The sequence below is a fragment of the Microcoleus sp. K4-B3 genome (assembly GCF_036704615.1).
GTDB lineage: Bacteria > Cyanobacteriota > Cyanobacteriia > Cyanobacteriales > Microcoleaceae > Microcoleus.
Window position 1 is genome coordinate 1 of record NZ_JAUBSF010000124.1, and the last position, 14,952, is coordinate 14,952.

At 45.0% G+C, this 14,952-nt stretch carries 16 protein-coding genes and 2 pseudogenes; 12 read left to right on the plus strand and 6 right to left on the minus strand.

The window, feature by feature from the left end; translation table 11 throughout:
- Positions 1-120: pseudogene (locus QUA78_RS29625) on the plus strand (photosystem II q(b) protein); the annotation flags it as partial.
- Positions 121-233: 113 nt separating this feature from the next.
- Here QUA78_RS29625 and QUA78_RS29630 read toward each other — a convergent pair.
- From QUA78_RS29630 to QUA78_RS29640, 3 genes are all read right to left on the minus strand, one after another.
- Positions 234-1,115, minus strand: a complete 882-nt coding sequence (locus tag QUA78_RS29630; RefSeq protein WP_333304781.1) for a hypothetical protein — start codon at positions 1,113-1,115, stop codon at positions 234-236.
- A 2-nt stretch (positions 1,116-1,117) separates the two neighbouring features.
- Positions 1,118-2,182 carry an AAA family ATPase gene (locus QUA78_RS29635; protein WP_333304779.1) on the minus strand — a complete coding sequence of 355 codons (1,065 nt, stop codon included), beginning with the start codon at positions 2,180-2,182 and terminating at the stop codon, positions 1,118-1,120.
- A 93-nt stretch (positions 2,183-2,275) separates the two neighbouring features.
- Complete coding sequence (locus QUA78_RS29640) at positions 2,276-2,437, minus strand: hypothetical protein (protein ID WP_333304777.1); 162 nt, start codon at positions 2,435-2,437, stop codon at positions 2,276-2,278.
- A gap of 100 nt (positions 2,438-2,537) precedes the next feature.
- Between QUA78_RS29640 and QUA78_RS29645 the strand changes: the two are divergent.
- The 6 genes and pseudogenes from QUA78_RS29645 to larB form a co-directional block, all read left to right on the plus strand.
- A pseudogene (locus tag QUA78_RS29645) lies at positions 2,538-2,938 on the plus strand (IS1 family transposase); the annotation flags it as partial.
- Between the two features lie 163 nt (positions 2,939-3,101).
- A complete protein-coding gene (gene ispF / locus QUA78_RS29650) occupies positions 3,102-3,581 on the plus strand; it encodes a 2-C-methyl-D-erythritol 2,4-cyclodiphosphate synthase (RefSeq protein WP_006635867.1) in 480 nt (159 codons plus the stop codon).
- Positions 3,582-3,625: 44 nt separating this feature from the next.
- Positions 3,626-4,144 carry a hypothetical protein gene (locus QUA78_RS29655; protein WP_333304775.1) on the plus strand — a complete coding sequence of 173 codons (519 nt, stop codon included), beginning with the start codon at positions 3,626-3,628 and terminating at the stop codon, positions 4,142-4,144.
- Complete coding sequence (locus QUA78_RS29660) at positions 4,119-4,727, plus strand: PIN domain-containing protein (protein WP_333304773.1); 609 nt, start codon at positions 4,119-4,121, stop codon at positions 4,725-4,727. The genes QUA78_RS29655 and QUA78_RS29660 overlap by 26 nt, the downstream gene beginning before the upstream one ends.
- 40 nt (positions 4,728-4,767) lie before the next feature.
- Complete coding sequence (locus tag QUA78_RS29665) at positions 4,768-6,528, plus strand: ABC transporter substrate-binding protein (protein ID WP_333304783.1); 1,761 nt, start codon at positions 4,768-4,770, stop codon at positions 6,526-6,528.
- Between the two features lie 144 nt (positions 6,529-6,672).
- On the plus strand, positions 6,673-7,479 hold the full coding sequence (gene larB, locus QUA78_RS29670) for a nickel pincer cofactor biosynthesis protein LarB (RefSeq protein WP_333304771.1): 807 nt from the start codon (positions 6,673-6,675) through the stop codon (positions 7,477-7,479).
- A gap of 112 nt (positions 7,480-7,591) precedes the next feature.
- Here larB and QUA78_RS29675 read toward each other — a convergent pair whose 3' ends face one another.
- A complete protein-coding gene (locus QUA78_RS29675; RefSeq protein ID WP_333304769.1) occupies positions 7,592-8,203 on the minus strand; it encodes a hypothetical protein in 612 nt (203 codons plus the stop codon).
- 328 nt (positions 8,204-8,531) lie between these two features.
- Between QUA78_RS29675 and QUA78_RS29680 the strand changes: the two genes are divergently transcribed.
- The 3 genes from QUA78_RS29680 to QUA78_RS29690 all read left to right on the plus strand — a co-directional run bounded on the left by QUA78_RS29680 (position 8,532) and on the right by QUA78_RS29690 (position 10,196).
- Complete coding sequence (locus tag QUA78_RS29680) at positions 8,532-8,744, plus strand: chlorophyll a/b-binding protein (RefSeq protein ID WP_333304767.1); 213 nt, start codon at positions 8,532-8,534, stop codon at positions 8,742-8,744.
- A 146-nt stretch (positions 8,745-8,890) separates the two neighbouring features.
- Complete coding sequence (psbP, locus tag QUA78_RS29685) at positions 8,891-9,430, plus strand: photosystem II reaction center PsbP (RefSeq protein ID WP_333304764.1); 540 nt, start codon at positions 8,891-8,893, stop codon at positions 9,428-9,430.
- 118 nt (positions 9,431-9,548) lie between these two features.
- Positions 9,549-10,196, plus strand: a complete 648-nt coding sequence (locus QUA78_RS29690; protein WP_333304762.1) for a nucleoside triphosphate pyrophosphatase — start codon at positions 9,549-9,551, stop codon at positions 10,194-10,196.
- A 90-nt stretch (positions 10,197-10,286) separates the two neighbouring features.
- Here QUA78_RS29690 and QUA78_RS29695 read toward each other — a convergent pair whose 3' ends face one another.
- Positions 10,287-11,198, minus strand: a complete 912-nt coding sequence (locus tag QUA78_RS29695) for a calcium-binding protein (RefSeq protein ID WP_333304760.1) — start codon at positions 11,196-11,198, stop codon at positions 10,287-10,289.
- Positions 11,199-11,496: 298 nt separating this feature from the next.
- Between QUA78_RS29695 and eno the strand changes: the two genes are divergently transcribed.
- Positions 11,497-12,777 carry a phosphopyruvate hydratase gene (gene eno, locus QUA78_RS29700; protein WP_333304757.1) on the plus strand — a complete coding sequence of 427 codons (1,281 nt, stop codon included), beginning with the start codon at positions 11,497-11,499 and terminating at the stop codon, positions 12,775-12,777.
- Between the two features lie 143 nt (positions 12,778-12,920).
- Here eno and argC read toward each other — a convergent pair whose 3' ends face one another.
- Positions 12,921-13,979: an N-acetyl-gamma-glutamyl-phosphate reductase gene (argC, locus tag QUA78_RS29705; protein WP_333304755.1), complete on the minus strand. Its 1,059-nt coding sequence runs from the start codon at positions 13,977-13,979 to the stop codon at positions 12,921-12,923.
- A 483-nt stretch (positions 13,980-14,462) separates the two neighbouring features.
- Between argC and QUA78_RS29710 the strand changes: the two genes are divergently transcribed.
- Positions 14,463-14,900: a hypothetical protein gene (locus QUA78_RS29710; protein WP_333304753.1), complete on the plus strand. Its 438-nt coding sequence runs from the start codon at positions 14,463-14,465 to the stop codon at positions 14,898-14,900.
- Positions 14,901-14,952: the final 52 nt, after the last annotated feature.

The window sequence follows — 14,952 nt, forward strand, 5'->3', positions numbered from 1 at the left end:
AACCGCGCTAACTTGGGTATGGAAGTAATGCACGAGCGCAACGCTCACAACTTCCCGCTTGACTTGGCTGCTGGTGAAGTCACCCCAGTAGCAATGGTTGCTCCTTCTATCAACGGCTAAGTTTTAGTCCTCGATTACAAAAAGCGCTCCTAGTAATAGGGGCGCTTTTTGTTTGGGGAAAAATTTTTTTTTAGACATCCTTCTTCCTTCTTCCTTCTTTTTTCTTCCTTCTGCTATAGCTGCTCTATTTTTGTCCTTAATTCGATAAGATCAGGATGCTGATTAATGTCAACCTTCCGAATTGCCCAATCGAAAAATGAATTTAGAGAAATGTATGTAGAGTCTTGTTTCTGTATTTCCTTTTGAATATCCTTGCCATTAAACCAGATTAAGTATTGCTTCTCTGTCCAAAATTCTTCTTGGTTAAACCGTTGTTGATAAGAAACAAGGTTATCTTCAAATTTTTCCCATGTAACTGCTCCAACTGCCAGTCTAAATTTATTAATTAATTCTAACGCTTGATCTTTGCAGTCTTGCAAAATTAATGACTCAGGTAGGTTACCTTTCTTCGTCCATGTAGTTTTGAGTTGTTCTCGTGCTGGTCTCATGTTCACCAAGTCACCCAATGCCCATCTTACAGCTTGGTAATGTTGCAGATTCCTGGCGCTAGTTTCAATCGATTCTGAAATGCGCTCGACTCCTGGTGAATTTTGATGTCCCCACTTAGAAGCTGGATTTTCCTGCTTTTCATTGTACTTTTCTGTCCAATAGGTGTGAATCAAATTAGCATCTAAGAGGTAATTTTCAACACAAGTGCGATAACTTAAAGCCATGGGTTTATTACCTGATCTATTATCTAGTTGGAGTAATCCGCAGTTAGGAGTTGGCTGAACATCGAAATCCCGATCGCGAAAAACGATGTATTTCTGATTAACCGCTCTATTCCCTGAAAAGTAGCCGTCGGCAAAGGTTGAGAATGCAAACTTACTACCCACAGGGACAATTGTGCATCTATCACCTGGTAGGCTATCGACTACTCTATTAAGCAATCTATAGTCTAAGCTGCTTGGTTTCCCTTCACAAAAAATATTTTTTCCACTGCTAACAACACTCATAGTTACACATCCAAACGAACAATGTGTGCTTCGGGTACTAGCTGCTCTATGTAATCAGAATGAGTTGTAATGATAAATTGATTATTTTTGCCTAACTTAGGCAAAGCTCTCAACAATGCTTGTTGCAGTGGTGGATGTAAGTGCAACTCAATTTCATCAATCAAGATCACCGAATTATGAATATTCCAATTAGCAAAGTCCATCAGCATCGGAAATATAGCGCGTTCGCCCCCAGACATCTCAGAAATCTCATACTGGTTCCTGTTATCGTATAGATAAAACCAGGGTTCGCTCAGAATGTCATCGATCCCTTCTCGTGGAACAGGCCCCTCAAAGCTACGTTCTGGAAAAACAGCTTTATAAGCTTGCTCAATTTCAGCATATATGTCCTTCTGTCCACGGCGGAATTGGTGAATTCTTTTCCCAACATCCTGATGAAACTGCCGCAACTTTGAAAGGCGATCGCGTAGCATATCATAGGTAATTTCAACTTTTCCATCCGGATTTTCAGTAGTTAAGCTGGTTGAATTTCTCTGCTCTGTGTACCAAAAAATCGTACCAACTCGCTCAAACACCTCAAAGCCTTCAGATCGAAGGAGTCGTTTAGCATATTCCCGTCCTTTAAATTGAAACAATTCATTCGCAGTGTTTGCTTGAACACTCTCACCTTGCCATCTAAGATCCACAATATGTTTGTCAGCAGGAGGAACTGGTACATTGTGACCTAGATTTTGCAATTTTTGTTGGAACTCACGAACCGCCTGGATCTCTTGAGACGAAAATTGTACTTGTAGAGTAACCTCTGGTCCAAACTTGCCCCAATTACTCCCCAGCAATTCATAGTTAAATCCTGCCCATTCTAAGTCAGGAAGTTTCTGCAACCTCCCTGTTGCCACTCCCAGTGTTGCTGCTATGGCTTGTAAGATACTTGTTTTTCCCGCCCCATTCATCCCTATTAAAACTATAATGTCTCGTGCCAATCCCGTTTCTGGATCGGTAAATTCCTCTAATAATTCTAGATTTCTAAATTTCTTAAAATACTTTAAATTGATAGATTGAATTTTCATAATAACACTCCTGTTTGAAGATTTTACTACCTACAAATATTGTTAAAGCCTTGTTCAGCATCGCACTCAGCCAAATTGATCTCCAAAATTTACCTAGCCATTTAGATATATTACATCGCACTTTCCTGAAAAAGCCAGTTTCTGAAAAAACTCGGCAATCGCGAGAGTAAAGCCGGGGACGATTTCTTCGGCATCTAAGGAATAAGTAGATTTGAGGAGGCGATCGGGTTCTTGGGACGATCGATAAACTAACACATACAGGACTTAGGCAAGCACACTATATGTAGCGTGCCAAAAAAGGGATCTCGCTTTTCAAACTTTTGAAATATCGTCCGTCCAGACACAATTCTCTCTTGTCGTAGAACTAGATGAATTAGAAACATTTATTGGCTCAAAAAAAACTTGCGTCTGGTTGTGGATAGCAGTAGACCACTTCAAAGCAGATATTTTAGCCTGGGCTGTAGGAGACCATGATGCCCAAACATTTAAACATTGATGGGATGTTGAAAAATAAAAATGCTATTTTTCTGTAACAAATTGCCTGAAAGTTTATACAATATTTATTCCAGATGGTCACTCAATCATCGGTAAAACTTATATGACTTGCAGTTGAAGGTGAAAATACAAGACTCAGACACGATCAGGCTCGATTGAAGAGAAAATCTCTTTGTTATTCTCAATACGAATAAATTCTCAAACATTCAATTCGTTTACTAATTCACGCTCCTCAAATTCGAGGAGGTTCCCATTCCATAATCAAGAATTATTTAGATACTCTGATTTGAACGCTCTTCGACCTGCCTCCGTCAACGGTGAGAGCCAAATCACACCTCAGTTCACCAACGCCCAAATTTACTTATCTCCAGACTGAATGTAAAATAATTGTCTAGTCTCGGCTTTTCCCCTACCTTAAATTCACATGAACATCCGCATCGGCAACGGCTACGACATTCACTGCTTAGTTCCAGAACGCCCCCTCATCCTCGGCGGCGTGCACATTCCCCACGAATTAGGCTTATTAGGACACAGCGACGCAGACGTACTCACCCACGCTATCATGGACGCTATGCTCGGAGCTCTCAGCTTAGGAGATATCGGTCTTTATTTCCCGCCCACTGACCCGAAATGGAAAGGTGCTGATAGTCTCGTATTGCTGGCACAAGTCAATCAGTTAATATTAGATAAAGGCTGGGAAATCGGCAATATTGATTCCGTGGTGGTGGCGGAACGTCCAAAGCTGAAACCGCATATTGAGCAAATGCGCGATCGGCTTTCTACTGTCCTACAATTAAAACCTGACCAAATTGGCATCAAAGCTACTACCAACGAAAAGTTAGGGCCGGTGGGAAGAGAAGAAGGAATCGCAGCTTACGCTGTAGTTTTGTTAGTGCTAAAATAGCTGTCAGGTTATGAAGATTTTCTACTTAATTAGGAGTCGAATTTATGATCGCCGAAGACTTGGAAATCGAAATGCCGATCAACGTTGACATCATTGCTCTAGATAAGGACGATCGCATAGTCGCGCTAATCGAGGTCAAAATTATTCAAGCTCAAGAAACAGCAGCAAAGCAGAGGATTGCTGCTTACATGATATCTTGGATGAAAGCTGCGTTAGCGAAGATGTCTGAACAAGGCACAGTCATTCCCTATGCTATGTTTGTTGACACCGAACAAATTCTGATTTTCAAATGGGACGGCGTAAATTTATCTGAACCTGTTTGCTCTCTAAACACTGGTGAAATACTTCGTTATTATCAGCCTGACTTTGGTAGCAAAAGCATATTTGGACATACGATTGAAACGCTGGTAGAAGCGTGGCTGCATGACTTAGCCTATCACTGGAAATCAGAAACTCCCCCAGCGTCTAAACAGATAGCAGAAATCGGTTTGCTGCCGATGCTAGCAGGTGGAACAACAAAATCCGAAGTGAGATTAGGTGGCAATTTTATATATCGAGACTAACTTTTTGATGAGTATTGCTACAGGGCGCGAAGCTGAAGCAATTATGTTGCTGCGGGATTTATCGTCATCAGTTCAGTTGGTCATACCCAGCATTTGTTATATGGAGTCTCTGTCGGCTTTAGAGGACGAGGTGAAGCGACAAAACAAGTTTAAGGAACAGCTAACGTGTCAAATTAGTCAAACAAAGCGAGATGTGACATCTGAACAGGTCGCATCTCTATCTTTTAACCTAGAACAGTCATTGCTTTATTATAGCAATCGAATAGATGAAATTCAATTTCGCTTGCGTGAAGCAATTTATATTCTGTCGCAAAATGCAGAAATGATTGTATTAAATACAGAGATTATCGAAGCAAGCTTAAACACAAGTATCATCGAAAAAGACCCAACAGATAATTTGATTTTACACTGTATCTTGAGTCATGCCCGCTTGCGCCCCACAGAAACCAAAGTATTTCTAAGTGGCAACGTCAAAGAATTTGGCAAACTACCAGAAGTTCAATATGCTTTGCGGGAAGTAGGGATAACCAAGTATTTTTCACGCACTGAAAACTTTATTGGTTGGTTACAATCTCAGTCATAGTTGCACGCAGGTGGTAAACTAAAAAATTATGAAAATTTCTATGATGCTACATTCAAAACTGCGCTGGCTGGCTATTTTACTGGCTGCAATTGCCACCATAACTCTGTCTGCGTGCACTCCTGCCCGATCGAACTTAGTAAACAGACTCATCGTTCCCACCCCCAGCGGTCCGGCTACCTTTAACTACCCGCTAAATCAATCTGCATACAGCGTTTTTGGCTATATGTACGAGGGATTGATTAACGAAAACGGCTTGACATCGAAGCTAGAACCCGGTTTAGCCGAGTCCTGGGATGTTTCTAAAGATGGCAAAAAGATTGTCTTCACCCTGCGAGAGGGTTTGAAATGGTCCGACGGCGAACCGATGACTACTGATGACATTATCTTCAGCTATGAAAAGATTTATTTCAATGACAAAATCCCTAGCGGTTTGAAAGATACTCTGAGGGTTGGCATGAGTCGCCAATTCCCAAAAGTTAAAAAAATTGACAGCCGCCGCGTTGAATTTTCCGTTGCAGAACCCTTTGCTCCTTTTATTAGATATGCTGGGGGAATCCCAATTTTACCAGCTCATATTTTACAGGAATCTGTAGACAATACAGATGCAGACGGTCAGCCAAAATTCCTGGCTACTTGGGGCACCGATACTGACCCTAAAAAAATTGTCGGCAACGGTCAATATCGAATGCTGAGCTATACTCCTAATCAGCGCGTTGTTTTGGAACGAAATCCGTATTTTTGGCGCAAAGATGCTGAGGGAAATGTTCAGCCTTACATCCAGCAAATAGTTTGGCAAATTATCGAAAATACTGACAATCAACTGCTGAATTTTCGATCGGGCGATTTGGATACTCTGGACGTGCAGCCGGAAGTGTTTCCGCTGCTGAAACGGGAGGAAAAACGCGGCAAATATACGGTCTTCAACGGCGGCCCGGATACTGGCAGCGTGTTTATGTGTTTCAATCTGAATAAGGGGCGCAATGCTCAAAATCAGCCGTTTGTAGACCCGGTTAAGTCTCGGTGGTTCGCGACTAAGGAATTTCGGCAGGCGATCGCCTACGGCATCAACCGATCCGCCATGACTAACAATATCTATCGCGGGCTTGGCGCACCGCTGCATTCCCCAATTCCGGCGCAAAGTCCGTTCTACCTGTCCCCAGAACAGGGATTGAAAACTTACAGTTACGATCGGCAAAAATCGAAAGAATTACTGTTAAGTGCTGGTTTTAAGTATAATAGTAACGACGAATTGTTGGATGCTGAAGGCAACAAAGTGCGATTTACTTTGTTAATGGCTGCAGGTAAAAAAGTGCGGGAACAAATGGCAACGCAAATTAAGCAAGATTTAGCCAAACTGGGGATGCAAGTTGATACGCAGTTCCTGAGTTTTAACACTTATGTGGAAAAGCTGCGTCTGACGAGGAATTGGGATACTTACCTCGGCGGTTTTACTGGAGGTACTGAACCGCACAGCGGCTACAATATTTGGTCTGTTAACGGCACGCTGCACAGTTTCAACCAGGGTCCGCAAGCCGGAGAACCGCCGATTAAGGGTTGGAAAGTTGACGACTGGGAGCAGAAAATCGATGACTTTTACGTGAAAGCTTCCCAGGAGCTTGATGAGGCGAAGCGCAAGGAACTTTATGCTGAAACGCAGCGAATTATAGCGGAACAAGTGCCGTTTATCTATATGGTGAATCCGCTGACTTTTGAGGCGGTGCGCGATCGCATTTCGGGAATTCGCTACAGTGCCCTCGGCGGTGCTTTCTGGAATTTGTACGAACTGAAAATAACAGAATAGTTATTCGTCAGCACTCAGCACTCAGCATTTATTAGTCTGTAGGGGCGGGTTTTACGAGGGTATGTGCGATCGACCGATCCGATAAATAAACCCGCCCGGAGCAATCTATAGCAGTCAGCAGTCAAATTCATCAGTCATTAATTAATGGAACCTGAAATTTTACAGAAGTTACTCGAATCTGTGGCCGCCGGCGATGTGAGTCCGATCGCAGCTTTAGATAAATTAAAGTATTTTGACTTTGAACAAGTGGGGGATTTTGCAAAAATTGACCACCACCGTACTTTAAGAACGGGTTTTCCTGAAGTAATCTGGGGCCCAGGGAAAACCCCAGACCAAATTGTTGAGATTATCGAGGCGATGCGGGGGCGAAATCCTGCTGTGATGGCGACGCGAATTGAACCGGAAGTTTTCGAGCAATTGCAGCAAAAAATACCCGATTTGTGCTACTACCAAAAGGCTCGAATTTGTGCAATTTCTACTGCTAATTCTCCAACTCCGCAGCATCCGGGTACTGTGACTATTATCAGTGCGGGAACGGCGGATTTACCTGTAGCGGAAGAGGCTGCAGTTACTGCGGAACTTTGCGGTTTTCAGGTGCGACGTTTGTGGGATGTCGGAGTTGCTGGCATTCACCGCTTGCTGAGTAACCGGCACCTAATTGCTGGTGCTGATGTGTTGATTGCGGTGGCGGGTATGGAAGGTGCTTTGGCGAGTGTGGTTGCGGGTTTGGCAGATTGTCCGGTGATTGCTGTGCCGACGAGTGTGGGTTACGGCGCGAGTTTTGGCGGGATTGCTCCTCTTTTAACTATGCTCAATTCTTGTGCGGCTGGTGTGGGTGTGGTGAATATTGATAACGGGTTTGGGGCGGCAATTTTAGCTTGTCAAATTCTGAGAACTGCTGGCCGAGTGGGGAGAATGAAAGAAGGGGAGAATGGGACAGAGGGGGAATAGTTAGAAACCCCCTCGATTAGACTCGGCGGTTGAAACCGCGTCTACAAAAACTGTCGTCCCAGCAGACAGGGACTAAACAATATAGGAGGTATTATTAAAGCCGGATTTGATATTACTTGCTGCCCAGCCAAATCGGATAAGCAGAAGAATCCTCAGCTTTCAACTTTTGCGCCTGATAGCTCTTGCTAGTCCAAGTAGCCACTGTTTGCAGGCTTTCTGTCAAAGAAGTTTCGCTGCCAAACGCTTCAAATCCCAAAGTCCACCACGCGCTGCCGTTAATGTTCAACTGAGTAAGTTCCACGGTGCAACCTTGGGGAATTGGGGCTTCCACAGGCACAGACATCAGGGAACCTGGGGCCGAAACTTGGTAAAGACGCTGCGCTCGCTTTTTCCTGACTCCCATCCACTTTCCTGTCGCCACAATATCCGCCGGTACCGGGGCCATCGTGTCAGCACATACCCACTTCAGCCACTTCTCGGCCTTGCCTTCCCAGCGGTTGCCGAACTGCATCGCCCCCAACTCTGCCTGCCGCCACTTTACCTCTAATGTTTTCCCGCGCAGCTTCACTCCCAAGTAGTCGCAGCCAGGGACTAGCAAATATATGTCTTCCCGCTCTTCGGGAGGTGAAAGATACCCGCCGAGACTCTCGCTTCCAAACCATTGAGCGATCGATTTTGGCAGCGCACCGCTATAAAACCACCGCATTTCCAGACTGGCCCGCATAAATTTTTCCTCCGTTCCACAATTTTCGTCAAACCCAGACTGGATTTGGCACACACCATCGACTTTTGCGCCTCTCAACTCTATCCTCCTCCCTCCGGGGCCCAGAGTCTACTGTCTGCTGTCATACCATTTTAGATTTTAGATTTTAGATTTTAGAATTGGGAAAGACTGATTTTATAAGGGTTTAGAGCTTGCCTACAGTTGCATTTCTTTTTGAAAATGGTGTCATATCGAGGTCTTTTAAAAAAAAAGCTCACAATCCTTTACATATCTTCACAAGTCTGTTACATTTATTTACAGTAGACCAAACGCAATTTAAGAGACAAACATGACTAACAGAGGTTTAATGCTGGACGACCAAGGCAAAATGAACAATTTTGCGATCGAGCCGACAGTATATATCGATGACGAAGCTCGCACCGGCTTCACCCCCTACGCAGAACGCTTAAACGGCCGCCTTGCCATGATTGGTTTTGTTTCTCTCTTGGCTTTAGAAGTTTCGACCAAGCACGGACTGATTAGCTGGCTGACTAACCTGTAATGATTTTGTTAAAAATTAAAAAACTATATGGCTATGGCTCGCGAGCAGTACACAAACGGCGATCCATAGCTTAACTATTTTTAGGCTCCAGGTTTGGTGAGACAATTAAAATTAAATATTTTACTGTTACCCTACGCGTAAAAATAATGTTCAAACGAATTGCGGCAATACTTCTGGTGGTTCTGAGCCTCACCTTGACTGGTTGTGTATCTAAAGTCACCGGACTCAAAAGCTACGTTGATACTGGCGACGGCTATCAATTTCTCTATCCTAACGGCTGGCTGCCGATCGCGGTTTCTAACGGGCCCGATGTGGTGTTCCGCGATTTGATTCAGCAAACCGAGAACGTCAGCGTGGTAATCAGTCCAGTCGCAAAGGACAAAACTCTGGCGGATTTGGGAACGCCGACGGATGTGGGATACAAGCTCAGCAAAAGTGCGATCGCCCCGACTGATTCCGGCCGCGAAGCTGAATTAGTCAATGCTGAAGCTCGCGAATCGCGATCGAAAAACTATTACATTTTAGAATACGCCGTTAAGTTGCCAAACCAAGAACGGCATAACTTAGCGAGTGTAGCCGTCAGCCGCGGCAAACTTTTTACCCTTAACGTTTCCACTACCGAAGAACGCTGGCCCAAGGTAAAAGAAGCTTTTGAGAAAGTCGTTAAATCTTTCTCTGTTTATTAGGGCATGGGGCATGGGGCATGGGGCATGGGTTAGTTGCCAACTGACAACTGACAACTGACAACTGACAACTGTCAACTGACAACTGACAACTGTCAACTGTCAACTGACTTCTTAACTTATGAATATTCCAACTTTTGTGTTAGCTTCAGCTTCTCCGGCGCGCCGCAGCCTGCTAGAAAGTGCGGGCATTCAAGCTGTGATTTGCCCCAGCGACTTTGATGAAGGGCAAATACAAATGAGGGATGCCACTAAATTAGTGCAGGTTTTAGCATCGGGAAAAGCTGAGGCTGTAGCTAAGTTTTTGCTGGCTAATTCTCACCCGCAAATCCTCAATCCCAAATCGTGTTTGGTGTTGGGATGCGATTCAATTTTGCTCATAGATGGCGAAATTCATGGCAAACCAAAGGATGCGGAAGAAGCAATCTCGCGCTGGCAGAAAATGCGCGGTAAGGTTGGCGAATTATATACGGGTCATGCTTTAATTGATACTAGATTCGATGACTTTGATGAGGCAAGGTCGCGATCGCTCATTCGCTGTCAAGTTACAAAAGTTCATTTTGCGGAAGTTACCTCGCGCCAAATTGCGGCCTACGTCGCTACCGGAGAACCCCTCGCCTGTGCAGGCTGTTTTGCACTGGAAGGTAAAGGCGGCTTTTTTGTGGAAAAAATCGAAGGATGTCACACGAATGTGATCGGTTTGAGCTTACCTCTGCTGCGGCAAATGCTCAGCGAAATGGGATATGATGTGGCGGATTTTTGGTCTTGAAATGCAGAACTTGGAAACGAATAAAATTTTTTGTAGTAAGGATTTTAGTCCTCTCTCAGGACTAAAGTCCTTACTACAAACCTACGATGATTATCCAAGGGCGATCGAGCTTTCAGACACAGAGGTAAACTGAAGTTGAGCCGGCGACACATCTTTCACCAAACCCAGAATATTTCCGGTACTAGCTTCCCTAATCACCGTCGCCTTAGTATTTAAAATTCTAAAATCAGCGGTTCGAGGCTGTCCCGGAGGAAAAGGGCCACTGCTATCGTAATCTCTGGCATCACCAATTGTTAAAAACCTTTCGCTCAAAACAATATCATTTCGCGTCAATCCAGATGCCAATCCAATTACATCACCTTGAGCAGAATTGTAATCGAGAATAAAATCTGCAGGCACTTCATCTACATCAAAGTTGCCGCTAGGAGGCGGTTGAAGCGAACCAATTTCCCCCGAAGTTGCTCCCGCTTCTGTGCGGAGGACAAACAAATCTGCGCCTTCTTTTCCCCAAAGTCTATCAATTCCAGCATCACCGATTAGAGTATCGTTTCCACTCTCTCCGACTAAAGCATCATTCCCTTTACCGCCGCGAATAAAATCATTGCCCGTGCCTCCATAAGCGTAGTCATCGCCTTGATCTCCGCTGACTAAATCGTTGCCGCATTCTCCGTAAAGTATGTCAAAATCTTGACCGCCGCGAATAGTATCGCTGCCGCAACCTCCGATTAAAGTATCTATGCCGCTGTTGCCGTTCATCAGTTCTGCACCACCTGAACCTCTGACAAAATCGTTGCCGGCTAAGGCCCGCAAACCTCCCGGAGTGTTGCGCAGAATTCCATTTGCTAATAGAAATGCGTCGTCATTGGGAGTTAAGTCAAAAAAGTTGGGGTCGCTGGGATTTGGCAATGGGGCTGTTAATAATTGAATGTTAGGCGGAGCGGGAATAATTGGGTCTGAATTTTCAGCTAATGCTATAATTTCTCCGACGGTTGTTTCTAACATCCTCGGTTTCTCCTTTTTTAAGTGACTTTGTTGACATTCTGATTTTAACAAAGGTTCCAATTAGAAACTCTGCGTGAATCGGCGGTTAAAAAAATTAAATTACTGTCAAAATTACCCATGGTTATTCTGCAACAAGCCTAGCTTATTGACACCAAACTGCCCAAATCCGCAAATATTTTGAACTGTGCAGCAATAATTCTGGGGATCGCGTACTCTATTACCCGTCAGCAGTCAGCGTGGGAAAGCCAACAGACTGCCAAATGTCATCAAACCGTGAGTAAGGCCAGGAATCGTTAATATGCTAGACACTGCGATCGAATTTATTAAAGCCAGAGAAATCCTCGACTCCCGCGGCCGCCCCACCATTGAAGCTGAAGTTTACCTAGCTAACGGTGTTGTCGGGCTCGCACAAGTGCCCAGCGGCGCGTCTACAGGCTCTTTTGAGGCCCACGAACTCCGCGACGGCGACAACAAACGTTACGGCGGCAAAGGAGTCCTGAAAGCCGTCGCTAACGTCGAACACAAAATTGCCCCCGCTTTGGCTAATCTGGATGCGATCGACCAAGCGCTGGTAGACAAAACCATGATTGACTTGGACGGTTCCCCCAACAAATCCAACCTCGGCGCAAATGCCATTCTTGGAGTCTCCTTAGCCACAGCAAAGGCGGCCGCCGAGACTTTAGGACTCCCCCTTTACCGCTACTTGGGCGGGCCCTTAGCTAACGTTTTACCCGTACCTTTGATGAACGTGATCAACGGGGGCTCTCACGCTAACAATAATGTGGACATTCAAGAATTTATGATTGTCCCTGTGGGTGCGCCATCTTTTAAAGAAGCTTTACGCTGGGGTGCAGAGGTTTTTGAATCCCTGAGTAAAGTCTTAAAAGCTGAGGGTTTGCTGACTGGTGTGGGTGATGAAGGGGGTTTTGCGCCTAATCTTAAATCCAATCAAGCTGCTTTGGATTTGTTGATTGCAGCTATTGAAAAAGCCGGCTACAAGCCAGGTGAACAAGTTGCTTTGGCTTTGGATGTTGCTGCTAGCGAATTTTACAAAGATGGACAGTACACTTACGACGGTGTGGCTCATTCGCCAGCAGAATTAATCGATTATTTGGATGGTTTAGCCGGAAAATATCCGATTGTTTCCATTGAAGATGGTTTGCATGAAGACGATTGGGACAGTTGGGTAGCGCTGACGCAGAAAATGGGCAGCAAAGTTCAACTGGTAGGTGACGATTTGTTTGTTACTAATCGCACGCGCCTGCAAAAAGGGATTGATTTGAAAGCTAGCAATTCGATTTTGATTAAGCTGAATCAAATTGGTTCTTTGACGGAGACTTTGGATACGATCGACCTCGGTAAACGGAACAGTTATCGATCGGTCATCAGCCACCGTTCCGGTGAAACTGAAGATACCACAATTGCCGATTTGGCGGTAGCGACTCGCGCCGGCCAAATCAAGACTGGTTCGCTATGCCGCAGCGAACGAGTTGCCAAATACAACCGCTTGCTGCGGATTGAGGATGAATTGGGCGATCGGGCAATTTATGCTGGGTCGATCGGTTACGGGCCAAAATAACACTTGGTAATCGGTAATTGGGAATGGGTAATTGGTAATCGGTAATTGGGAATGGGTAATTGGTAATCGGTAATCCGTTAGTTTTTAATTTTCATCACCAATGCCCAATGCCCAATTCCCAATTCCCAATGCCCAATTACCAATTAAGGATAGAAAGCCAATTGAGGCAAACCCAAAGTTTCTTCCCAACCCATCATCAAGTTCATGCACTGGATGCCTTGACCGGCTTGTCCCTTAATTAAATTGTCGATCGCCGATAGCACAATCACCCTGTCAGTACGCGGATCGACTTCGATGCCGATATAACAAAGATTCGTACCGCAAGCCCATTTTGTTTGCGGATAAACCCCAGCCGGTAACACTTTTACCCAAGGACAATTGCGGTAAAAAGCGCTGAAAATCGTGATTAAATCTTCCCGCACCAAACCCGGATCGCGCAAAGTTGCGTAAACAGTCGCCAGAATTCCCCGCACCATCGGAATTAGGTGAGGAGTAAACTGAACTTTAATATCATGTCCGGCTAAATCGCTGCAAATTTGCTCGATTTCTGGCGTGTGGCGGTGGCGACCAACACCGTAAGCGCCCAGAGAACCCTCTGCTTCAGCCAACAAGAGATTAACTTCGGCTTTGCGGCCCCCCCCAGAAGCACCGGATTTGGCGTCGATAATTGCTGTTTCTGGCACGATGAGACCTTGTTTGAGCAAAGGTGCCAGGGCTAATAAACTAGCAGTAACGTAGCAGCCGGCACAGCCTACTAACTTAGCGTCTTTAATTCGATCGCGATACAATTCGGGCAAACCGTAAACAGCCGTTGCAGCCAATTCCGAGTCCGATCGCTCGCCACCGTACCAAGCTTTGTAAGTTTCCAGATTTTCAAATCTGTAGTCAGCCGACAAATCCAAGACTTTGCAGCCTTTTTCTATCAGCGTCGGTGCCATTTTGCAAGCTAAACCGTTCGGCAGCGACAGAAACACAACTTCACATTTTGCCGCTATTTTGTCTAGGTCGATCGCCTCGACTGTCAAATCAATGCAGTTAGTCAGATGCGGATAAAGGCTGGAAAAAGGTTTTCCCGCACTGCTATCCCCGCCCAAATAGACTACTTCAGCCGCTGGGTGATCCGCCAGCAGTCGCACAAGTTGCACGCCGCCGTACCCTGAAGCGCCGATAATTCCTACAGGCACACGTCCAACATCTCCCATTTTCCTTTATCCCCTCAGCCGTTGAAGTCAAAAACGCTTGAACTTTTGCTGCATTGTAGTACCAAACGCCAACTTTGGGAGCAAAGAATTGTGTTGTTTTGTTTGGGAGGTGCATTTTTGTGAATTTTCGGGTGTTTGACCGATCGCCAAAACCCTAAAGTTAACAAACTGATGTGCGATCGTGCTATAAAAAACTTACTTTAACCCATCCCCAGACCGGAGATTAACATTTTTCGCTCGAAGCTCGAAGCTCAAAGCTCGAACCTCGAAGCTCAACATCCATCCGTTAAATCTGTTAAATCCCTTAAATCTTGTACACGGCTTCGTTGCCGAACTTTTATGGGCATAATGATAGAAATACTGCCATAACTATGATATACTACCCTCAGGCTTCACTCACACTATGCACACGATTCGACTTACCGAAAATTGCTAGAAACTTGATAGAAGCTGAAAACCCTTACAGAACCTCGAAAAATCAATATGTACGCTAAATCACAAGCCACCCCTGAAACAATCAAAGTTCAGTCCGATAACGGTTCACTCCGGTTACAGTTCAGTACCAAGTACAATCCCATTTTTGGGGGTAAGCGGAAGCATCAGGGCTTAGGGATGAAGGATACTCCTGAAAATCAGCAAAAGGCGATCGCGATCGCGTGGCGGATCGAAGGCGACCTACAGCACCCAGACTGGCAACAATTGTTTGACCCCAGTTTTGCCAAGTACGGCTTAAAGAGCAAGTACACCGCTGAACTAAAACTAGCAGCACCGATTCCAGAACCAGAACCTGAAATCACGGTAGGTCAGATGTGGGAAGATTACTTGGAATGGAAACAACCGCAATTACAACCCACCACATTTGAACTACTCTATCGAATTAGCTATACCAATCCCATTAAGAGTGTTCCAACGAAAAAATGATCCAAAATTTCACTCACTTCGACAAAAGATTTCAACGAACCATTTAGTCAAA